This is a genomic window from Amycolatopsis sp. CA-211722, assembly GCF_056828465.1.
This window is the reverse complement of record NZ_CP184752.1, coordinates 3,610,967-3,630,666: the sequence shown is the minus strand read 5'-3', so window position 1 is coordinate 3,630,666 and position 19,700 is coordinate 3,610,967. Positions and strand designations below refer to the sequence as shown.

Below are 19,700 nucleotides of genomic sequence, written 5' to 3'. Positions count from 1 at the left end.
CTATTCCACCCCAGCGTTGACTGAATGTAGTTGAAGGGAAACACGTGCGGAGCAAAACAGACATCTGCGGCATCGGCGCCGTAACCGCCTACGGCTGGGGGCGCGAATCTCTGTGGGAGGGCCTGGTGAGCGGCGTCCCCTGCGCCCAATTCACCGAAGGCTTCGGGGAAACACCGGACCAGCCGGGCTGGGTCGCCCACGTCCCCGAGGGCGGCCGGGCCAGGGACGGCAGCCTGCACGCGCGCGCCCTCCTCGCCGCGGCACGGGAAGCGATCGAGGACGCCGGCGCGCGGGGCTGGACGCCGGGACGCCGGGTCGGGGTCATCTCCGGCGGCGTCCGCGAGGACCTGCGCACCTGGGACCGGCTCACCGAGATGGGCGAGCAGCTCATGTACCGGCGCGAATTCATCGGCATGATGCCCTCGACCCCGATCGCGACGCTCATGTCGGAATTCGGTTTCCACGGCCCTTCCATGGCCACGTCCGCCATGTGCGCGACCGGCAGCGCCGCGGTGCTCACCGCGAAGATGTGGCTGGACGCCGGTATGGCCGACGACGTGGTCGTGGTCACCACGGATCTGTCCGCGACCAGGCCGATGGTGCGCAACTTCGTGCACTGCGGGGTGGCGATCACCGACGTGCCTCCACTCGACGCGTGCCGTCCTTTCCAAGAGGACACAAGGGGTTTCACCTTCTCCGAGGCCGCGGTCGCGGTGGTGCTGACCCAGCGGAAGACCGAGTCGTACGCGACGTTGCGAGGCGGCGCCATGACCCATGAGGCGCACAACGCGATGGCGCTCGACCCCGATTCGACGAACGCGATCGAAGCGGTGACCAGCGCGTTGGAGAACGCGAACGCCGCACCGTCCGACGTCCGCTACCTGAACGCGCACGGGACCGGCACGAAACTCTGTCACCGCACGGAATCCCAGATCCTCGAAGCGGTCTTCCCACGGGAGACCGAGATCTACTCGATCAAACCGCTGACCGGGCACAGCCAATCGGGCAGCGCGCTGACCGAGATCGCGGCGATCTGCCTCGCGGCGGAACGGGATCTGGTCCCGGCGCCGAAACCGGTGGCGGACGGGCATTCGCAGCTGATGGACGGGCCGTCCCGGCCGGAAGGCGGGCTCACCGTCAAGACGTCGATCGGCATGGGCGGCTACGTCGCGGCTGTCGTGTTGGAGAACGCCTAGCGAGCAATTCGATAACACACGGTCCCGTCGTCGTCACGAGCTGTCATCATATGGCGACCAGTACTGAGCACGGAGGCGACCATGGGCCCGCGAACGGCGACCGACAACCTCGTCCACAACTACCTGTTCCTGCGGCGCGCCATCGGTTTCCTCGGGACCGGCCTGCCCTTCGTGCTGGTCCTCGGCAAGCTGCTCGTCGACGGCGGTGGCCTGCTCAACTCGATCAGCGGGTACTACTACTCGGGAATGCGGGACGTGTGGGTCGGCGTCATGTGCGCCATCGGCGTCTTCCTGTTGTCGTATCGGGGTTACGGCCGGATCGACGACATCGCCGGGAACATCGCGGCCGTGGCCGCCGTCGGGGTGGCGCTCTTCCCCACGACACCGGCGAACGGCGACCGCACGGACGAGATCATCGGTCTCCTGCACCTCGGCTTCGCCGCGGTCTTCTTCCTCACCCTGGCGTTCTTCTGCATCGTGCTGTTCACCAAGTCGGACAAGGAGATCCCCGGCGCCCGCAAACCCGAACGGAACCGGCTCTACGTCGCGTCCGGCGTGATCATGCTGGTGTGCCTGGCGTTGATCGTGCTCTGCGGGCTGGTCTTCGACGAGCTGACGAAGGATCTGTACCCGGCGCTGTGGCTGGAGTCGGTCGCGATCCTCGCGTTCGGTGTCGCGTGGCTCACCAAGGGCGGGACGCTGCTGCCGGACAAGCCGGTGACGTCGGGAACCCGGGTGACCGCCTGACCTGCGCCGGCGAAGGTAAAGGAACCTTTGCCCTCGGCCGGGGCGTTGACGCCGTATGACCGATCGCATCGCACTCCGCCTCGGCCGCCGCGACCTGCTGGTGGTCGCGGGGATTCCCGGGGCCGGCAAGACCACCCTGCTGTCCCGGGCGGCGACCGGCGCGCTACCGGTGCTCGACTCCGATCAGGTCCGCGGACGGCTGCGGGAACGGCTGCCGCCCGCGCTGCCGTACCGGTGCTACCGGCCGGTGGTCCACCTCTGGCATCGCGCGCGGGTCGTCCGGTTCGCGCTGGCCGACGGCGGTCCGCTCATCGTGCACGAGCCCTCGACCCGGGCGACGACCCGTGGGCTGCTGGCCCTGCTCGGCCTGGTGAGCCGCCGCCCGGTCCGGTTGCTGTGGCTCGACGTCGCCCCGGAGGACGCCCGCGCGGGCCAAGTCGCGCGCGGGCGCGTCATCCGGCGGCATTCGTTCGCCCGCCACGTCAAACGGGCCGAGAAGATGCGCCGTGCCCTGCGTGACGGCTGGGTACCGTCGGGCTGGCACGACGCGCGGATGGTGACCCGGAAGGCCACCGGGGCGCTGCGATTCGTCACCGAGGAGGAGCCGGGGAGAGACCGCTCAGGCGACGTCCGGCTCCTTCGTGTCGAGCTGCCCGCGGCACCCGCCGTCCGCGCCGGCTAGCGGTTCCGGCTCGGGTTCTTCCGCGGGCACGGGGCGGTTCGGGTGCGGCTTCAACGGCGTCCAGCGGATTCGTACCGGCATCGTCGTCCGTCCTTTCCCTCTTCACCGGAATACGGACGCGACGGGCGATCGGTTCAGATACCCACGTAGTTCTCGGCGAAGAAGTCTTGGTGCGCGCGGGAAACCCGCAGGCTCTCCAGCCGCGCGTCCCGCAGTGCCCGCTGGAAGACGGCCTCGTCGTCGTATCCGGTGGGGCCGTGCAGAAGGTTGATCATCCAGAGGGAGAACTCCTGCGCGCGCCAGATCCGGGGCAGGCAGTCGGCGGAGTAGCGATCGAGTCCCGCCGTGTCGTCCTCGGCGAGGGCGTCGATCAACGCGCGCGCGAGGATCTCGGCCTCCATCAACGCGAGATTCGCGCCCTTCGCCGCGGCGGGGCTGATCAGGCTCGCCGCGTCCCCCGCGAGGAACAGGTTTCCCCGCTGGATCGTGTCCATCACCCGCGACGCCATGTCCACGACGCGGCGTTCGATGATGGCGCCACGTTTGAGTTCGCCGTAGCGGTCGGCCCGCATCCGCAGCCGCAGTTCGTCCCAGATCCGGTCGTCTCCCCAGCTCTCGGGGTCCTCGCCGCGCGGTACTTCGAGGTAATAGCGAGTCACCGTCGGTGTCCTGGCCATATGCCCGGCGAATCCGCGTTCGTGGATCGCGTAGCCGATCGCGGACATGCTCGGCGGCGCCTCGGCGAGGATGGCGAGCCACGAGATGTCGTGGTCCCGCCGGAAGACCCGGGCGGGCACGGATCTCAGCGAGATCCCGCGCCTGCCGTCGCAGCCGGCGATGTACTTGGCCCGCAAGAGAAGATCGTCGGCGATGACCGTCGCGTCCATCCCCGAGACCGAGCCGACCTCGGTCCCGAACCTGATCTCCCCGCCACGGGCGAGGAATTCCGCGATCAGGTCGGTGACCAGGAACTGCTGCGGATAGACCGTGTGCACCTCGCCGTTCCCGAGTTCGCTGTACTTGAGCTCGAATTCGGCCTGATCATGGCGAAAGGCGCAGGTGTCGTGCCTCAGGCCGTTCGCGAGCAGCCCTGCGGCGAGCCCGTTCTCCGTGAGCACACGGACACTGTTCGCGGCGAGAAAGCCCGCCCTGGCCCGGTTTTCGACGTGCTCCCGGCTTCGGCGCTCCAGGATCACGCAGTCGATTCCGGCGGCCCGTAACAGGTTTCCCAGCAGGAGCCCCGCCGGACCGGCTCCCACGATCACCACGTCGGCATCGATCTTCCCCACGAAAGCCCCCAGTACCTTCGCCCGCCCCAGTGCGGTCCAAGGTACACAAAACGCCGTGGTGTCGTGGGCGTTCAGTCCTTCCGAGCGCGCGCCCGGCGCTTCCCTTCGTGCATCGCGACGACGCGGGCGATCGGGATCGTGTGCCCTTGCTCGACGAGGTCGGCGGGCAGCGTCCGAGGCTCCGGCATCGACTCGGCCCACGGATCCTTGTCACCCAGGAGCCCGGGCGCCGTGTGGACGGTGAAATCGGCGGGGACCACGTTCTCGAGTTCCTCCCAGGCCACCGGGAACGACACCGTCAGCCCCGGGCGCAAGCGCGGGCTGTACGCCGCCGCGACCGTGTTCCCGCCCGCCCTCGTCGAATCGAGGAACACCTTCCCCTCGCGGTCTTCCACGATGTACGCCGTCGTCGCGATAGCCGGATCGACCTGCTCCGCGCGGGCGGCGAGGGCACGGGTCGCGGCCGCGACGTCTTCGAAACCCTGCCCCGGGGTCAGCGGGACGAAAATGTGCACGCCTTTGGAACCGCTGGTCTTCACCGCTCCGGCGAGCCCGGAGTCGGCCAGGGCCTGCCGCACCAGCATCGCGGCCTTCACGACATGGGCGAAATCGTCCCCCGGCGGCGGGTCGAGGTCCAGCACCAGGTGGGTGGGGCCCGCGTCGACGTCCGCGGTCATCAGCGTCGGGTGGTACTCGACGGCGCGCTGGTTCGCGAACCAGAGCAGCGTCCGGCGATCGTCGCAGAGCGCGTACGACACCTGCCGTTTCGACGTCTCCGCCCACATCCCGTACCGCTTCACCCAGTCCGGCGTGTATTTGGGCAGATTCTTCTGCATGAACGGGTCCTGGCCGCGGAGGACGCGAATGACCGAAAGCGGCCTGTTCTCCAGGACCGGGAGAATTCGGCCCGCGACGGCGTCCAGGTAATCCACCAGGTCGCGTTTGGTCACGCCCTCGAACAACGGCTGGTCGAGGTTGGTCAGCTTGACACCGTCGCGCTCCTCATCGCTCATGAGGTGAGCGTGGCACAAAAAATCTCGTGAGTGGTAGTGACGGCCTCACTACCACTCACGAGAGTCGATACCTAGCCGATGTTGGCGTCGATGCAGGCGTAGAACGCGTTCGCCGTGTCGTAGACGTTCCAGCGGGCGAGGATCTTGTGCCGCCCGCTCTGCTGCAGGTTCACGCTGTGGGTGACCGTGGCGCCCGGCTGCGCGCCGTTGTCGTTGAAGCTGGCGACCTTGGCGCCGTCGACGAAGTACTCCCAGGTGCTGGTGCGGTGGCGGGCCGTCAGCGTCCACCGGAACGTGGTGGTACGGCCGAGGGAATGCACCTTCCAGCCCTTGCTGTCGTCGTTGAGGTCCGCGAAACGGCCGACCCCGCCGTTACAGCTCATGAGCCCCTTGGGGCCCTCGACGCTTTGCGGCTCCCATTTGATCGAGCCACAGGAAACGGTGTTCTGCGCGCACTGCGCCTGCCTGCTCGCAGGCGAGGAAACGTAACCGTGCGCGCTGGCGGTGCCCGCCGGGATCGCGACCAGGGCCGCCGGCACCATCGCCGCACCGGCCGCCAGGGTCAAAAGCCGTCGTTTGAAGCTCATGCCTACCCCTTTCCCATCTCTACACCCACCGCGGACTCGAGATTCCTGGGTCACAGCGAGCGAAATACCAATGAAGGTCGGGACACATCCGCGGGAACGCGAAGCGAGCGAATGTGGTCTAGACCATAATTGGTTCAGACGACTCGGTCAAGAGTAACCAACCGGGCACTTGGAGTCGTGAAGATCGAACAGGGTTTGTCAAGCCGGACGTTCAGCCCGCACCCAAACAGACGAACGGTCGCCGGAACGGATCAACGGCGATGGTGTCCGCCAGGGCCGTCGCCGGTCCGGCCCCTTCGGCGAGTCCGCGGTGGTAATCGTCCATCGCGGCCGCCGCGGCCTCGTCACCGACTCGGCTCAACGGCGCGATCACCGTCCGCGAACCGCTCGCGAGCAGCGCGCTGGCGAAACCGAGCACCTCGTCGCCGGGCCGGATCCGGTTCAGCGCCAGTTCGCAGGCCGCGAAGACGACTTGCGCCGGGGGCTGCGCGAGCCCGGCCATCTCGTGCGCGAAAAGCGCGCCGTCGGCCAGCTCCAGCCGGGAGAACAGGGCGTTCTCGGGTTCGTGCGCCCCGTGCGCGGCGATGTGCGCGAGCTTCGCGCCGTCCAGCGCGCGCAAGACGGAAGACACGGTCGCGTCGGCCCCCGCCAACGTATGCGCGGCCCGGTAGTGCGTGGCGAGCTTGTCCAGCTCACCCCTGGTCCCGACGAGGCCGGGCCCGCGGACGAGCACGACCTTCCGCGCGCGGGACATCGCCGAACGCTCCGCGCCCAGCCACGCCGTCGCCGAGGGCGCCACGACGATCGGCCGCGACCGCAGCGCCGGCAGCACCCCCCAGGGAACGGCGAACAACGGGCCGGTCGGCACGACGACCAGGCCGCGGTCCCCGAGCAGCGCTTCGAGCGGCCGGATCAGCTGGCCGTCCAGCCGTTCGGCCTGTTTGCGCGCCGACGCCAGCACCGACCGGACCAACGGCTCCGGCAACCGATCCGGAGCGAGGGCGTCGAGATCGATGTTCAGTGTCCGCGCGGACTCCGCCGCCCGCTCGGCCGAACCGAGCCGCACCAGTTCGCACCGCCCCCCGACTACGACCATCGCCACCAGGTCGTCGCCCGACGACGCGAAACTCACCAGCGCGCGTTCGCCCAGCTCCGCGGCCACCTCCGCGAGCCGCGCGACCGGCCGCGGCCTGCCCCAGCGCCCGGTGTGCCAGCCGAGCCGATGCGCCTCACGCAACCGCTCGGCGTGCTTCGACCGCAAGGCCGCCGTCGGATGCCCGTCGTGCTGCGCCTGGTGGATCGCCTGATCGAGCCCCCGGACCTCGGCGACCCGCTCGGCGAGCTCCGGATCGGCCGCCACAACGGGTTCGTACCGGTAACTCTGGGCGCGGGTCCGTTCCGTCCAGCCGAACAACCGGGCCGCGTCGGCACGTTCCAGCACGATCTTGACGGCCAGATCCGCCAGCTCCCTGCCGTGCAGCGCCGTCCCGGACACCAGCTCGATGCCGCCCATCCGATCGCGGACGCGGTCGAGCTCGGTGAGCCCGGCCCGGATCTCGGCCAGCGCCCCGCGCTTGTCCCCCTCGGCCACCGCGAGTTCCGCGCGGCAAAGCCTGCGCAACATCCGATGATCGACGGAAGTCAGCCGCCCCGGCCGCGGAATCCGCTCGAGCAATTCGGCGGCACGCTTGCGTTTTCCCTTGCGCAGCTCGACCCGGACGGCCAGCATCCTGGCCAGCGCCGCCTGATCGGCGAGCCTCGGCATCGGCATCCCGTTCGCCGCACGTAGCGCGCGTGACGTCAAGGCCGGTGGGATCACGTTGTCGCGCAAGGCTTCCCGCACGTCGGCGCGGAGCCCGACGATGGTCGCGTTGGCGACGCAGGTCTGGCAGCCCCAGCGGAGCATCCGGCGGCGGGCGGACGCGGCATACGAGCGGGCGAGTTCGAGATCGTCGCTCATCAGCGCCGCCGAAGCCCGGAAGAGTTCACCGTAGGCCAGCTCACGGGTGACCGTCCGTCGCGCACGCATCACCGGAAGCGCCTCGTCGAGAAAATCGCCCGCCTCGTCGGAGAGGCCCGCGGTCAGCAACGCCTGCGCCTGATCCAACCTCAACAGGGGCGGAACCTCGCCCCGCAGAGATCGGTAGATCCGCTCGCTTTCCTGGTGAAGCCGCAGAGCGGCCGGGACATTGCCGATTCTGAGTTCCAAGGAGCCCAAGGGCCTCCGGACGTCGCCGGCCGTCAGGCGCAGACCATGGCGGTCGGCCAGCGCGATCGCTTCGACCAGATCTTCGCGAGCTCGCCGGACGTTACCCAACCTGGTGAACGCGAGACCTCGCGTCGCCAGGGTGTTCACCAACGGGTCGAGCTGCGAATCCCGGTCTTCGGCGGTCTCGAGGCTTTTCCTCTTGTGCACCAACGACGAGTCGAAGTACTCGACGCTCTCTTCGTTCCGCCCGGCGGCCATGAGCAGCAAGGCGTAGTTGTGGTCCACCGACCCGCTCAGTTCGGCGCGGAGCCCGGGATCGGGTACGGCTTCGAGCAGAAGCCTGACCTCGTCCAGCCCGGCCAGGCCCGCGGCCACCCCGCCACCGGCCTCCGAGGAAAGCGCGGCGAGCGAGTTGGCCAAGCGAATCCGCACCACAAGCCAGTCGGAACGGTTTTCCCCGACGACCGGATGTATCGAATCGAGCAACGTCATTCCACGACGAAGCAACCGGTAGCCCTCGTGGGAGCGCGCCGCACACGCCGCGTCGACCCCGGCCCGGTGCAGGGCGCGGGCCTCGCGGATGGCCTCGGCTTGACCTGACTCCGTTACAACCACTGGTCTATGACAGCACAGTCCGTAGCCGAAAGAAGCCCGCCCTCGGGCTTAGCCTGATCGGGCGGGCCAGAACTTCCGGCGGATAGGCCTCAGTTGGTGGGCGGCGGGGTCTGGATGCAACCACCGCCACAATCGAAACGCGGGTTTCGATTGTGCTCACAGTCGGGGCCGTGCTGGTGTTCCCCCTGGTCGGGCTTGGGCCGAGCCGGGTCGACCGGCCCCTCTTCGCCGGTGGGGTCCTTGACATCCGTAGGCGTCGACATGTGACGATCTCCTCCCCTGATGATCTTTCTTTGTCGTACCAGGCAGCCTCGACTACGACGGCCCCCTCTGTTCGCAGGCCCTCTTCCTGCGAACGGGGCAATAGTGCCACAACGGAGCAGTGATCGGGAGTTTTTACCTACACTGAGTCATCGTCGGCACCCGAAAGAGGGACGCCTGGTTAGCGAGCCTCACGACCTCCGTCACATGGCCGCGCCCACCCACGAGCAGTCCCCGAAGCGGGGTCATTCCGCTGCGCCATCCGGCCTAAGATCCAAAATTTCTTGCGACACAAGGGTTTCCGTCCGAAAAACCGGGGAACTCACGGCCTGTCGGGGGTTGACCGGCGAAACATCCGGAGGAGATAGCGATGCCCACGTGGTTGGTCGTCATCATCGTCATCGCCGCGATCCTGGTGGTGGGCGCGGCCGCTTGGTTCGTCGTCGCCGAGCAGCGCAGGCGGCGATTGCGAGAGACGTTCGGGCCAGAATACGACCGTGCGGTCAAGGAACACGAGAACCCGAGGGAAGCCGAACGCGAGCTTTCGTCGCGGGTGAAACGACATTCGGATCTCGACATCCGGCCGCTGCCGGAGACCACAAAGGACCGGTACGCCCAGGAATGGGCGCTGATCCAGGAACAGTTCGTCGACCGCCCGTCCGGTGCCGTCGTCGAGGCGGACCGGGTGCTGGTCGCCTTGATGGCCGAGCGCGGCTACCCGACCGAAGGGTACGACCAGCAGCTCGCGGACCTGTCCGTCCGGCACGCGAAAGCGTTACGGCACTACCGCGCCGGACACGACACACTGGTACGCCACAAGGAATCCGAAATGTCCACAGAGGACATGCGTGAAGCGATGAAGCATTACCGCGAAGTGTTCGAAGAGCTGTTGACCGACGCCGGCGAAGGAGCGGAAAGCCATGGAAAGCAGGCCCCTGGAGACCGAGGGAACGGAACGCGTCGCGGGGACGACGGATCGGCTCGGCGAGGAACGGACCGCTGACGGGCAGGCCTTGAGTACCGAAGACCTGGTGGCCACGAAACCCGAGAGCACCGACGAGGACGAAGCTCGGACGTTGTTCGCCGGCACCGACGTCGACCGGTTCCGCGAGAGCTGGCAAGGCATCCAAACGGCCTTTGTGGACGATCCGCGGCGGGCGGTCAAGGAGGCCGACGAACTCGTCGCCGTGGTGATCCAGAACCTGGCCACGACGTTCGCGGACCACAAGAAGGAACTCGAGTCCGCGTGGAGCCAGGGCGAACCGGCGACCGAAGACCTCCGGATCGCGCTCCGCCGCTACCGGTCGTTCTTCAACCAATTGCTGAGCGCTTGAGCGAAACCTCGTGAGTGGCTAGGACGGTTAGCACCAAGGGTGTCTTGGCTACCTATCGGGCGCGGCCACGGCTGAGGCGTTGCGAAAGCCACTTTCGCAACCTTCAACGTTGCGAAAGTGGCTTTCGCAACCCCTCGGGTCGAGGCCGGCTACCCAGCGGGACCGGCGTGTCGCCTAGCCCAGCGTGGGCCGCGCGTGGACATCACGCGAGATCGCCAGCAGGGGCCAGGACACGGTTGGCTCCAACCCGAATCGCCACTCACGACGAGACCCACTCGGTACCGCCCGGGTGCTGGGCTTGGCCGGAGGTTGCGAAAGCCACTTTCGAGACGTCTGGTGTCCCGAAAGTGGCTTTCGCGACACCGGCTCCAGCCCCCACAGGCCGGGCCCGGGGGTCGACGGCGGCCGGAAGCCAGTAGGTACCCAAGAAACCGTCCTGGCCACTCACGAGGTTTCAGGCGCCGGTGGTGGATCCAGGCCGCACGATCATCAGCACCGTCACCACGACCCAGAGCAGATTGAACACCCCCGTGTACATCGCCACCCGCCCGGCCGTGACCGGTTCCGACGGCGGCTCCGCGCCCAGCGCGGCGAGGATCGCGTTCTGCCCCGGCAGGACCAGCAACGCCAGCACACCGGCGGCGGCCGCGGTGAGCACGATCGACACGATCACCCACATGTCGCCGAAGACCCGCATGCTGCCCGCCGTCGCCAGCCCGAAGAACGGCACCGCGATCCCGAAGATCGCGTAAACCCGGCAGATCCGGTTGAGCGCGCGAAGCACGGACAGCCCGGAACCCGGTTCGGCGTAGGCCTTACGCGCGGCGGCGGGGAACATGCTCGCCGCGACGGTGACCGGACCGACCGCGATGACGGCGGCGAGCACGTGGAGGATCAAAAGGATTTTCGACACGCGACCGAGCCTATGATCATCGCCGCGGTGTCCGGTACCGGTGTTTTCGACAGATGTCGCAGGATTCCGGCCAACCGGCTACGTCCGCCGACGTACGCGCGGTGCCGCCCCTGAACGGATGTGGTGACGGCCTCTCCAGGGACACCATTCGTCACCATGAACCTTCCCGTGGACACAGACGAACTCACGAAACGGTACGGCGAGCAGCTCGCCGTCGACCGGATGAAGCTGACCGTGCTGCCCGGTGAGATCTACGGCTTCCTCGGCCCGAACGGCGCGGGCAAGACGACGACGTTGCGGATGCTGCTGGGGCTGGTCCGGCCGACTTCGGGCAGCGTCCGGCTGTTCGGCAGGCCGCCCGGCGACCTCGGCGGGGTCGGCGCGCTGATCGAATCGCCGGGGTTCTACCCGTATCTGTCCGGATCGGACAATCTCAAGGTGCTGGCCCGGTACAGCGGAACGGATCCGCGCCGCGTCGGCGAAGTGCTCGAAATGGTCGACCTCGCCGATCGCGGCAAGGACCGGTACGCGACCTACTCACTCGGGATGAAGCAGCGGCTCGGCGTCGCGGCGGCGCTGCTCAAGGATCCGCGGCTGCTGATCCTCGACGAGCCGACCAACGGGCTCGACCCGGCCGGCATGGCCGACATGCGGGTACTGATCCGCCGGCTCGGTGCGGAGGGCTGCACCGTACTGCTGTCGAGCCATCTGCTGGGCGAGGTCCAGCAGATCTGCGACCGGGTCGGTGTCGTCTCGCACGGGCGGCTGGTCGCGGAGAACACGGTGGCCGAACTGCGCGGCGGCACGGTGCTGCACGTCGAGACGGACGAGGTCGAGCGCGCGACGGACCTGGTGCGGCGCTGGATCGGCGCGGAGAACGTGCGCGCGAGCGGGACCGGTCTCGACCTCACCGTCGACCCGGAACGCGCGTCGTGGCTCAACCGCGAACTCGTCACGGAAGGGATCGCGGTGCGTGAACTGCACGTCCGCGAACGGGATCTGGAGCAGGTGTTCTTCGAGCTCACCGGAGAGGTGGCGGATCATGTGGGGTAGCTTCGGCGCCGAGCTGGCGAAACTCGTCCGGCGGCCGGCGAACTGGTTCATGCTGGGGATCGCGGTCGTGCTCGGGCTGACCTTCACCTATCTGCTGCCGCTCGCGGGTGCGGCGGGTTCGTCGAGCGGGGCACCCGGGACGGACCGCGGGCTGGCCGCGACGCTTCCGGCGAATCTGGTCGGCAACTCGATCGGCGGGCTGCCGGTGTTCCTCGGGGCGATCCTGCTCGTGCTCGGGGTGCTGGCCGTCGGCACCGAATACGGCTGGAGCACGTGGAAGACCGTGCTGACGCAAGGACCTTCGCGACTGACCGTCTACAGTGGAAAGTTGTTCGCGCTGGCCGTCGCGTCGCTGACGGTCGTGCTGACGAGCTTCGCGACCGGCGCGGTCACGAGCGCGCTCATCGCCTCGTCGGAGGGCGAACCGATGGACTGGCCATCGGTCGGCTCGCTGCTGACGGGGATCGGCGCCGGCTGGCTGATCGCGATGACGTGGGCGGCGCTCGGCGCGGCGCTCGCCATCGCGATGCGCGGGGTGGCGCTGCCGATCGGGCTCGGCCTGGTGTGGCTGCTGGTGGTCCAGAACCTGCTGTTCGGCGTCGCGGCCCCGCTGGTGGACTGGGTCGGCACGCTCCAGCTGGCGTTGCCGGGAGCCAACGCCGGTTCGCTGGCCGCGTCGCTGGGCGCCTCGGGCGCGACGCCGGGCGTCGGGGAGCTCGTCGGTGTCTCCCAAGCGACGCTGGTCGTGGCCGGCTATCTGGTGGTCTTCGCCGGGCTCGGCGGCTGGCTGCTGCGGCGCCGGGATGTCCTCTGAACGCGCGTGAAGGCCCCCTTCCCTCGGCTGAGCCGAGGGAAGGGGGCCTTCACGCGGGAAGTCAGGCGAGGGCGTCGAGATCCGCCAGGACGTCCGCCGGCAGCTCCAGTTCCGCGGCGGCGACGTTTTCGCGCAGGTGCTGCGGCGACGAGGTGCCAGGGATCAGCAGGATGTTCGGCGACCGCTGGAGCAGCCACGCGAGCGCGACCTGCATCGGAGTCGCGTCGACCCGGCGGGCGCAGTCGTCGAGGACACCGGACTGGAGCGGCGTGAACCCGCCGAGCGGGAAGTACGGCACGAACGGGATGTTGATGGCCGCGAGCGCGTCGAGGAGGCCGTCGTTGGCCCGGTTCGCGACGTTGTACTCGTTCTGCACGCAGACGACCGGCGCGATGGCGCGGGCTTCCTTGACCTGTTCCGCCGACACGTGGCTCAGGCCGAGGTGCCGGATCAGGCCCTGCTGCTGAAGCTCGGCGAGCACCTCGAACGGCTCTGTGATCGAGACCGGGATCGGGAAGACACCGTGCTCCCCCGCGAGCCGCAGGTTGACCACGTCGAGGACGTCGAGGCCGAGGTTGCGCAGATTGTCATGGACCGCGGAGGTCAGCTCCTCGCGTGAAAGCGCCGAAGGCCAGCCCTTGTCCGGAGTCCGCTTCGCGCCGACCTTGGTGACGATGTGCAGCTCGTCCGGGTAGGGGTGCAGCGCCTCGCGGATCAGCTCGTTGGTCGTGTGCGGACCGTAGAAGTCGCTGGTGTCGATATGGGTCACGCCCAGCTCGACCGCCTCCCGGAGGACGGCGATCGCGGTCTCGCGGTCGCTCGGCGGCCCCCAGATGCCGGGGCCGGACAGCCGCATGGCGCCGTAGCCCATCCGGCTCACGGTGAGATCGCCGAGGGTGAGGGTGCCGCCTGGGCTCATGATCGCTCCTTGTGCAAGTGGGTTCCGCTCACCTTATGCAGGCTCGCCCGGCCCGGCGCGAGCAAGGGACCTTTGCTACCACTCGGGGCTCTGACCTGCGCGAACAGCCAGACCCACCAGCTGGTTCGCCAGTCCTTCGGTCAGCCCGTCGACGAACATCGCGTGGCCGGCGGGCATCCCGCGTTCGGCCAGGACCGTCGCCACGGCCTCCCCAGGGTTCGCGTAGGGCCACAGCCCCGCGACGAGGATGAAGACGGCCTTCGCGAAGTACCCGGCCGCTTCGGCGTCCAGCGGGACTTGAGCGCGGACGAGGCCGGCGAGCCGTTCGGTCCGGTCGGCCGCCCTGGTCTTGAACGTCCGGGCGGTCTCCACGGAGATGTTGCGTTCGAGCACGGCGGCCATCGTGCTGATCAGCTCGCACAGCAGGCGCTGCCGCGAGATCGACGTCGCGATGACGGCCGCGACACGCTCGTAGCCGTCGAGAGCGCTCAGCTCGCCTTCGAGTTCGTCGAGCCACGCGACCCAGACCGAGTCGAGCACTTCCAGGAAGATCGCCTCACGGCTGTCGAAGTACCGCAGCACGTTCGATTTCGCCAAGCCCACGCGGTCGCTCAGTTCCCGCAGACTGATCCGGGAGACGGGCCGCTCGGACAGGAGTTCGCGCGCCGCACCGAGGATCGCCGCGCGCCGGGCCTCGACCTGTTCCGGACGCCGAGCGCGCTGGAAGTCGGGGGCCACGCGCCGCACGGTACCAGACCACCCGGCTGTTATTCGGTCTTCGCGGCCCTCCTGGCCTGCACCCGTTTGTAGCTCCAGATCAGCAACGCGAACAGGATGAGCCCGGACAGGATCAGGCTCGACCCGGTGCTCCAGCCTCCGAGCGGCAGACCCGGCACAAGCCCCCAGACGATCCCCGCGGCCAGCAGACCCAGCCCCGCCAGCACCGAACCCGCGATACGCAGCGGCGACGAAACGCTGTCCTCGGCCGCCTTCATCGCCCTGTCGCGGATCGGATCGACGTACTTCTCCACCACGGGGAACTCCGAGGCAAGCACGAGCAGGCCCGCGAGCACGAGCAGCAGGCCCGGCCCGGGCAGCACGAGGAGCGCGATGCCCACCAGCAGCAGAACGCCGCCCGCGACCAGGATCAAGGCCTGCTTCACGGGTTTTCCGATGCCCACCGTCTCCTCCTCGCCGTCGTCCCTCTCGTCGATTGTGCCGGTCGCGCGGGGAACGCGCTGGTCCTGACGGTCTGTTTCGGAGGAGACCGTTCGTCGGGGTGATGAACCGTTCGACCAAGGAGGACCGATGCGCTACATGCTGCTGATCTGCGGGACGCCGTTCCCCGCTGCGGACGACTGCGAAGACCCGCTGGACGAACGGACCCAGGAATGGGTCGACGAGATGACCGCTCGCGGCGTGCGGTTGTCCGGCAGCAGGCTCCGGTCGGCGGCCACCGCGACCACCGTCCGGCACCGCGACGGCGAACTGCTCGTCTCGGACGGGCCGTTCGCGGAGACGAAGGAACAGATCCTCGGCTACGACCTGATCGAGTGCGCCGATCTCGACGAGGCGATCGAGGTCGTGTCGAAGCATCCGGTCGCCGGGTTCGCGACATCGAGATCCGGCCGCTCTGGCCGACCCCCTGAATGCGCGAGTGAGGGGTGTGTGGATATAGGGACATTCAACGTCCCTATATCCACACACCCCGTCGTGACAGGACCGGTCGCGGAGGGCTGTGTCGGCCACGAACGCGCCGCGCGGTAGCAAAGGTCCCTTGCTCACTCCCCCGCGCGCAACAGCTGCTCGAACGGCACGAACCCGCTGTCCGGAGCCCCGGCCGGCGAATCCGGAGACAACCGCGACGCGAATTCCCGCCCCGCCCGCGAAGCCCGCGTGTCGAGGTCTCCCGGAGACGCCCAGTCCGACGAAGCGGCGTACACCGCCGTCGCGACAGGCTCGGCGCGCAGGTAGGCGAAGAGCGGACGCAGCGCGAAGTCCAGCACCAGCGAATGCCGTTCGGTACCGCCGGTGGCGCCGATCAGCACCGGCTTCCCGTCGAGCGCCTTCTGGTCCAGCACGTCGAAGAACGACTTGAACAGCCCGCTGTACGACGCGGTGAACACCGGCGTCACCGCGATCAGCCCGTCCGCGGCGGTCACGGTGTCGATGGCCGTCCGCAGGGCCGGCGAAGGGAATCCGGTCAGCATGTTCTTCGTGACGTCGACGGCCAGGTCGCGCAGTTCGATCACCTCGATCCGCACGTCCGGCAGCACCGAACGGGTGGCCGCGGCGAGTTTGTCCGCGAGCAGCCGTGTCGAGGACGGCTGGCTCAACCCCGCGGTCACCACTGCGATCGTCGTCATGCCAGCACCTCCGAACGAGAAGCGTGGGTGGGGGCCTCCGGCACGTGCGCCGGGCGGAGCGAGTCGAGTTCCTTGCGCAGCACCGGAATCACGTGCTCGCCCAGCAGGTCGAGCTGTTCCAGCACGGTCTTCAGCGGCAGACCGGCGTGGTCCATCAGGAAGAGCTGGCGCTGGTAGTCGCCGAAGTGCTCGCGGAAGCTCAGCGTCTTGTCGATCACCTCTTGCGGGCTGCCGACGGTCAGCGGCGTCTGCTCGGTGAACTCCTCCAGCGAAGGCCCGTGCCCGTACACCGGCGCGTTGTCGAAGTAGGGCCGGAACTCCCGCACCGCGTCCTGCGACTTCGGCCGCAGGAACACCTGGCCGCCCAGACCGACGATGGCCTGGTCCGCCTTGCCGTGCCCGTAGTGCTCGTACCGCTCGCGGTACAGGTTGATCAGCGCCTGGAAGTGCTCCTTCGGCCAGAAGATGTGGTTTGCGAAGAACCCGTCGCCGTAATAGGCGGCCTGTTCCGCGATCTCCGGGCTGCGGATCGAACCGTGCCACACGAACGGCGGAACCCCGTCGAGCGGACGCGGCGTCGAGGTGAACTCCTGCAGCGGCGTCCGGAACTTGCCGGACCAGCTGACCACGTCCTCGCGCCACAACCGGTGCAGCAGGTGGTAGTTCTCGATGGCCAGCGGGATGCCCTGGCGGATGTCCTGCCCGAACCACGGGTACACCGGGCCGGTGTTGCCGCGCCCCATCATCAGGTCGACACGGCCGTCGGCCAGATGCTGCAGCATCGCGAAGTCCTCGGCGATCTTCACCGGGTCGTTCGTGGTGATCAGCGTGGTCGAGGTGGAAAGGATGATCTTGGACGTCCGTGCGGCGATGTAGCCGAGCATCGTCGTCGGCGACGAAGGCACGAAGGGCGGGTTGTGGTGCTCGCCGGTCGCGAAGACGTCGAGGCCGACTTCTTCGGCCTTGAGCGCGATGCGCACCATCGCCTTGATCCGCTCGTACTCGCTGGGCGCCTCCCCGGTGGTCGGGTCGGTCGTCACATCGCCCACCGTGAAGATTCCGAACTGCATGACCTGCTCCCTAAGCCGGGTTGTTGTTGCTTGAGCGTTCAACCTCACGCGCGCAAGAAGTATTCCAGACCATCGGCGCGAGCTGAAAGGGTGGACTTGATCCACCCGCGAAGTGACCGCCCCCACACTCGAATCCATGTGGCTCACTTCCCTGCTTGTGACAACGTTGACATTCGCTCTCGCGCCGGCCACCACCACTCCCGAACCCACCGTCGCGGCGACGATCTGCGCCAAGTACTGCGACAGCCGCGACCCCGCACTGGCCGTCGGCGAAAGAAGACCCGGCACGGCGTCCGTCTGGGGCCGCGCCATCACGCTGCACCTCTCCGACGGCGACAACATGGGCTGGGGCAGCATCGGCGACGGCGACCCCGGCGACGAGGTCTGGCTCGACCGCTCCTTCGACGGCGGCCGCACCTGGGCGGGCGACAGCCGGATCGGCGACACGAAGATCCCGTCCGGCCAACGCGGCTGGCGCACCCTGATGTTCAACGTCGACGACCCCGCCACTCACCGCTTCGGCGCCCTGCGCGCCTGCGGAAAGGCGGGCAACCGGCCGGAAATCGCCTGCACGCCGTGGTTCCGCACCACGGTCGCCGCCAAGGACCGCGCCGAAGCCGCGGCCACCGCGCTCATGCAGTTCTACGACAACGGCACGGGACTCTGGCAGACCACGGGCTGGTGGAACTCGGCGAACGCGCTCACCGCGATCCTCGACTACAGCACCCGCACCGGCTCGCAGAACTACCGCTACGTCATCGGAAACACCTTCGACCGCAACCGCGGCGACAACTTCACCAACGAATACATCGACGACACCGGCTGGTGGGCACTCGCCTGGATCCGCGCCTACGACCTGACCAAGGACCGCAGATACCTCGACACCGCCGTCATCGCGGCGGACTACATGTACTCCTACCGCGACGGGACCTGCGGCGGCGGCCTCTGGTGGTCGACGGCGAAGACGTACAAGAACGCCGTCACCAACGAGCTGTACGTCAAGGTGGCGGCGTCACTGCACAACCGCCTCCCCGGCGACACGCTCCAGCTCGCACGGGCACGCGAGGTCTGGGACTGGTTCCGCGCGAGCGGCATGATCAACGACGCCGGCCTGGTCAACGACGGCCTGAACTCCTCCTGCGTCAACAACGGGCAAGCCGTCTGGAGCTACAACCAGGGCATCGTCCTCGGCGCGCTGGTCGAACTGAACCGCGCGACCGGCGACGCCGCCCTGCTCGCCACCGCCCGGCGGCTCGCGGACGCCTCCACCACGACGTCACTGCTGCACTCGAACGGCATCCTGCGCGACCCGTGCGAGTCCGGTGACTGCGGCGCGGACGGGCCGTCCTTCAAGGGCGCGTACGCCAGAGGCCTCGGCGAGCTGGACCGGGCGCTGTCGGGCAGGCCGTACCGCGCTTACCTGACGCGCCAGGCGAACGCGACGATCGCGAACAACCGCACCTCGCTCGATCAGCACGGCCTGCGCTGGGCCGGGCCGGTCGACAAGATCGACGCCGCCCGCCAGCACAGCGCGCTGGAGGTTCTCACGGCAGCTCTCTGAGCCCCGGAACGTGCAGCCAGGCGCGGACCTCGGTCTCCTTCTCGTGCACGAGCACCTGCCGGTAGCTCATCGTGTCGAGACCGGGGCCGCCCTGGTCCTGGACGTCCTCGTGGAACCGGTCCGAGACGAGGACCACGACGGGAGACCCCTCCGGCGCGTCGGCGAGCGCGTCCCGCAGCACCCGCGAATCGAGCAGCCTGGCGAGCAGCACCTTCGGCCGTCCCGTCACGCCGTATTCGTCGAGCGCGATCTCGCCGGCGTGGATCGCCACCCGCACCCGGATCCGCGGGCCGGGCCCGGCGACGACGTTGTACCTGGCCAGTTCCCCGGCCAGCCTCGAAAGCAGCGGATACACCAGGCGGAACTTCGGGAAATGCGGCGGTACCACGACGATCATGCCGTCCCCGGTGTCGCGTTTCAGGCAGGCGTCCCAGGCGATCCCGCTGGTCTCGAAGGCTTCGGCCAGCATGCCGAAGAGCATCCTCCGGACCTGGACGAAGACCTCGCTGCTGCGCCCGACCTGGCCGAAACCGGCGATGTCGATCGAGAACAGCCCGCAGTGCATACCGGACTCGACCCACGCCGTCGGCGGCGGATAGAGGATCTTCCTCCGCAGCAGGGCGAGATGGACACAGGCCACGGTGACCAGGAGGATCGTGCCGACGAGCCAGGCGAACGAGAGCATCGCCTCGGACTCGCCCTCCGCCGCCGCCCGTTCGAGCAGGAGCAGCATCGCCACGGCGACGCCGCCGTAGCCCAGCACGAACAGCCAGAGGGCGGCTCGCCGCAGGCGGATCGCGGCGTGCGCGACCGGTACCAGCGCGAGCATGCCGAACGACCCGACGACCACCACGAAATACCAGAGACTCACGACGCGTTGTGCGGTCGAGACGCGTGTGGGACCGGTTCCGACGGCCACCTTCTTCCCCCCGTCACCGTGTGACACCGGGAACGATAACGCCTCGTCCGAGCCCTGAGGAAGCAGCTTTCCCCAGCCGTGACCCGGCCATCGGGACGGCGTGATGCGCCACACCGGAGGCTCGGGAGGACGAAGCTGTCGGAGGGGACGGA

The 19,700-nt window shown here is 68.5% G+C and carries 20 protein-coding genes; 9 read left to right on the top strand and 11 right to left on the bottom strand.

What is annotated here, in order from left to right:
• Window positions 1-44: 44 nt before the first annotated feature.
• The 3 genes from ACOCEP_RS17875 to ACOCEP_RS17865 all read left to right on the top strand — a co-directional run bounded on the left by ACOCEP_RS17875 (window position 45) and on the right by ACOCEP_RS17865 (window position 2,625).
• Entirely contained in the window at window positions 45-1,196 is a 1,152-nt protein-coding gene (locus ACOCEP_RS17875) for a beta-ketoacyl synthase N-terminal-like domain-containing protein (RefSeq protein ID WP_482338552.1), read from the top strand.
• Between the two features lie 81 nt (window positions 1,197-1,277).
• Window positions 1,278-1,943: a DUF998 domain-containing protein gene (locus ACOCEP_RS17870; RefSeq protein WP_482338551.1), complete on the top strand. Its 666-nt coding sequence runs from the start codon at window positions 1,278-1,280 to the stop codon at window positions 1,941-1,943.
• 55 nt (window positions 1,944-1,998) lie between these two features.
• Complete coding sequence (locus tag ACOCEP_RS17865; RefSeq protein WP_482338549.1) at window positions 1,999-2,625, top strand: AAA family ATPase; 627 nt, start codon at window positions 1,999-2,001, stop codon at window positions 2,623-2,625.
• Between the two features lie 134 nt (window positions 2,626-2,759).
• Here ACOCEP_RS17865 and ACOCEP_RS17860 read toward each other — a convergent pair whose 3' ends face one another.
• The 4 genes from ACOCEP_RS17860 to ACOCEP_RS17845 form a co-directional block, all read right to left on the bottom strand.
• Complete coding sequence (locus ACOCEP_RS17860) at window positions 2,760-3,914, bottom strand: 4-hydroxybenzoate 3-monooxygenase (RefSeq protein WP_482338548.1); 1,155 nt, start codon at window positions 3,912-3,914, stop codon at window positions 2,760-2,762.
• Window positions 3,915-3,985: 71 nt separating this feature from the next.
• The gene (ligD, locus tag ACOCEP_RS17855; RefSeq protein WP_482338546.1) at window positions 3,986-4,927 is read right to left on the bottom strand and encodes a non-homologous end-joining DNA ligase; all 942 of its coding nucleotides are present in this window, start codon (window positions 4,925-4,927) and stop codon (window positions 3,986-3,988) included.
• A 71-nt stretch (window positions 4,928-4,998) separates the two neighbouring features.
• Window positions 4,999-5,514, bottom strand: coding sequence for a lytic polysaccharide monooxygenase auxiliary activity family 9 protein (locus tag ACOCEP_RS17850; RefSeq protein WP_465459156.1), 516 nt, complete (start codon window positions 5,512-5,514; stop codon window positions 4,999-5,001).
• 211 nt (window positions 5,515-5,725) lie between these two features.
• Entirely contained in the window at window positions 5,726-8,215 is a 2,490-nt protein-coding gene (locus ACOCEP_RS17845; RefSeq protein WP_482338545.1) for a CHAT domain-containing protein, read from the bottom strand.
• A 754-nt stretch (window positions 8,216-8,969) separates the two neighbouring features.
• On the opposite strand from ACOCEP_RS17845, the gene ACOCEP_RS17840 reads away from it, so the two are divergent.
• Window positions 8,970-9,602, top strand: coding sequence for a hypothetical protein (locus tag ACOCEP_RS17840; protein WP_482338543.1), 633 nt, complete (start codon window positions 8,970-8,972; stop codon window positions 9,600-9,602).
• Window positions 9,520-9,933 (top strand): hypothetical protein, encoded by a 414-nt coding sequence (locus ACOCEP_RS17835; protein ID WP_482338541.1) that lies wholly within the window; start codon window positions 9,520-9,522, stop codon window positions 9,931-9,933. Before ACOCEP_RS17840 ends, ACOCEP_RS17835 begins: the two co-directional genes overlap by 83 nt.
• Window positions 9,934-10,387: 454 nt before the next feature.
• Here the strand turns inward: ACOCEP_RS17835 and ACOCEP_RS17830 are convergent, their stop codons facing one another.
• A complete protein-coding gene (locus tag ACOCEP_RS17830; protein WP_482338540.1) occupies window positions 10,388-10,846 on the bottom strand; it encodes a hypothetical protein in 459 nt (152 codons plus the stop codon).
• 156 nt (window positions 10,847-11,002) lie between these two features.
• On the opposite strand from ACOCEP_RS17830, the gene ACOCEP_RS17825 reads away from it, so the two are divergent.
• Together ACOCEP_RS17825 and ACOCEP_RS17820 are read left to right on the top strand one after the other, a co-directional pair.
• Entirely contained in the window at window positions 11,003-11,899 is an 897-nt protein-coding gene (locus tag ACOCEP_RS17825) for an ABC transporter ATP-binding protein (protein WP_482338539.1), read from the top strand.
• Window positions 11,889-12,713, top strand: a complete 825-nt coding sequence (locus tag ACOCEP_RS17820) for an ABC transporter permease (RefSeq protein WP_482338537.1) — start codon at window positions 11,889-11,891, stop codon at window positions 12,711-12,713. Before ACOCEP_RS17825 ends, ACOCEP_RS17820 begins: the two co-directional genes overlap by 11 nt.
• 61 nt (window positions 12,714-12,774) lie before the next feature.
• Here the strand turns inward: ACOCEP_RS17820 and ACOCEP_RS17815 are convergent, their stop codons facing one another.
• The 3 genes from ACOCEP_RS17815 to ACOCEP_RS17805 form a co-directional block, all read right to left on the bottom strand.
• Window positions 12,775-13,632, bottom strand: a complete 858-nt coding sequence (locus tag ACOCEP_RS17815; protein ID WP_482338535.1) for an oxidoreductase — start codon at window positions 13,630-13,632, stop codon at window positions 12,775-12,777.
• 75 nt (window positions 13,633-13,707) lie between these two features.
• Window positions 13,708-14,379 carry a TetR/AcrR family transcriptional regulator gene (locus ACOCEP_RS17810; RefSeq protein ID WP_482338533.1) on the bottom strand — a complete coding sequence of 224 codons (672 nt, stop codon included), beginning with the start codon at window positions 14,377-14,379 and terminating at the stop codon, window positions 13,708-13,710.
• Window positions 14,380-14,399: 20 nt separating this feature from the next.
• Window positions 14,400-14,813, bottom strand: a complete 414-nt coding sequence (locus ACOCEP_RS17805; RefSeq protein ID WP_482338532.1) for a PGPGW domain-containing protein — start codon at window positions 14,811-14,813, stop codon at window positions 14,400-14,402.
• Between the two features lie 127 nt (window positions 14,814-14,940).
• Between ACOCEP_RS17805 and ACOCEP_RS17800 the strand changes: the two genes are divergently transcribed.
• Window positions 14,941-15,399 carry a YciI family protein gene (locus tag ACOCEP_RS17800; RefSeq protein WP_482338530.1) on the top strand — a complete coding sequence of 153 codons (459 nt, stop codon included), beginning with the start codon at window positions 14,941-14,943 and terminating at the stop codon, window positions 15,397-15,399.
• 14 nt (window positions 15,400-15,413) lie between these two features.
• On the opposite strand, the gene ACOCEP_RS17795 is transcribed toward ACOCEP_RS17800, so the two are convergent.
• Together ACOCEP_RS17795 and ACOCEP_RS17790 are read right to left on the bottom strand one after the other, a co-directional pair.
• Window positions 15,414-15,998 carry an FMN reductase gene (locus ACOCEP_RS17795; protein ID WP_482338528.1) on the bottom strand — a complete coding sequence of 195 codons (585 nt, stop codon included), beginning with the start codon at window positions 15,996-15,998 and terminating at the stop codon, window positions 15,414-15,416.
• Window positions 15,995-17,068 carry an LLM class flavin-dependent oxidoreductase gene (locus tag ACOCEP_RS17790; RefSeq protein ID WP_482338526.1) on the bottom strand — a complete coding sequence of 358 codons (1,074 nt, stop codon included), beginning with the start codon at window positions 17,066-17,068 and terminating at the stop codon, window positions 15,995-15,997. Before ACOCEP_RS17790 ends, ACOCEP_RS17795 begins: the two co-directional genes overlap by 4 nt.
• Before the next feature lie 136 nt (window positions 17,069-17,204).
• Between ACOCEP_RS17790 and ACOCEP_RS17785 the strand changes: the two genes are divergently transcribed.
• Window positions 17,205-18,629, top strand: a complete 1,425-nt coding sequence (locus ACOCEP_RS17785; protein ID WP_482338525.1) for a glycoside hydrolase family 76 protein — start codon at window positions 17,205-17,207, stop codon at window positions 18,627-18,629.
• Here the strand turns inward: ACOCEP_RS17785 and ACOCEP_RS17780 are convergent.
• The gene (locus ACOCEP_RS17780) at window positions 18,613-19,500 is read right to left on the bottom strand and encodes a hypothetical protein (protein WP_482338523.1); all 888 of its coding nucleotides are present in this window, start codon (window positions 19,498-19,500) and stop codon (window positions 18,613-18,615) included. The genes ACOCEP_RS17785 and ACOCEP_RS17780 overlap by 17 nt on opposite strands.
• Between the last annotated feature and the right edge of the window lie 200 nt (window positions 19,501-19,700).

Coding starts and splice junctions, on each gene's coding strand:
- ACOCEP_RS17870 (WP_482338551.1), top strand. CDS start 1,278: ATGGGCCCGCGAACGGCGACCGACAACCTCGTCCACAACTACCTGTTC.
- ACOCEP_RS17865 (WP_482338549.1), top strand. CDS start 1,999: ATGACCGATCGCATCGCACTCCGCCTCGGCCGCCGCGACCTGCTGGTG.
- ligD (WP_482338546.1), bottom strand. CDS start 4,927: ATGAGCGATGAGGAGCGCGACGGTGTCAAGCTGACCAACCTCGACCAG.
- ACOCEP_RS17850 (WP_465459156.1), bottom strand. CDS start 5,514: ATGAGCTTCAAACGACGGCTTTTGACCCTGGCGGCCGGTGCGGCGATG.
- ACOCEP_RS17845 (WP_482338545.1), bottom strand. CDS start 8,215: ATGACGTTGCTCGATTCGATACATCCGGTCGTCGGGGAAAACCGTTCC.
- ACOCEP_RS17840 (WP_482338543.1), top strand. CDS start 8,970: ATGCCCACGTGGTTGGTCGTCATCATCGTCATCGCCGCGATCCTGGTG.
- ACOCEP_RS17835 (WP_482338541.1), top strand. CDS start 9,520: ATGGAAAGCAGGCCCCTGGAGACCGAGGGAACGGAACGCGTCGCGGGG.
- ACOCEP_RS17825 (WP_482338539.1), top strand. CDS start 11,003: ATGAACCTTCCCGTGGACACAGACGAACTCACGAAACGGTACGGCGAG.
- ACOCEP_RS17820 (WP_482338537.1), top strand. CDS start 11,889: ATGTGGGGTAGCTTCGGCGCCGAGCTGGCGAAACTCGTCCGGCGGCCG.
- ACOCEP_RS17815 (WP_482338535.1), bottom strand. CDS start 13,632: ATGAGCCCAGGCGGCACCCTCACCCTCGGCGATCTCACCGTGAGCCGG.
- ACOCEP_RS17800 (WP_482338530.1), top strand. CDS start 14,941: ATGCGCTACATGCTGCTGATCTGCGGGACGCCGTTCCCCGCTGCGGAC.
- ACOCEP_RS17795 (WP_482338528.1), bottom strand. CDS start 15,998: ATGACGACGATCGCAGTGGTGACCGCGGGGTTGAGCCAGCCGTCCTCG.
- ACOCEP_RS17790 (WP_482338526.1), bottom strand. CDS start 17,068: ATGCAGTTCGGAATCTTCACGGTGGGCGATGTGACGACCGACCCGACC.
- ACOCEP_RS17785 (WP_482338525.1), top strand. CDS start 17,205: ATGTGGCTCACTTCCCTGCTTGTGACAACGTTGACATTCGCTCTCGCG.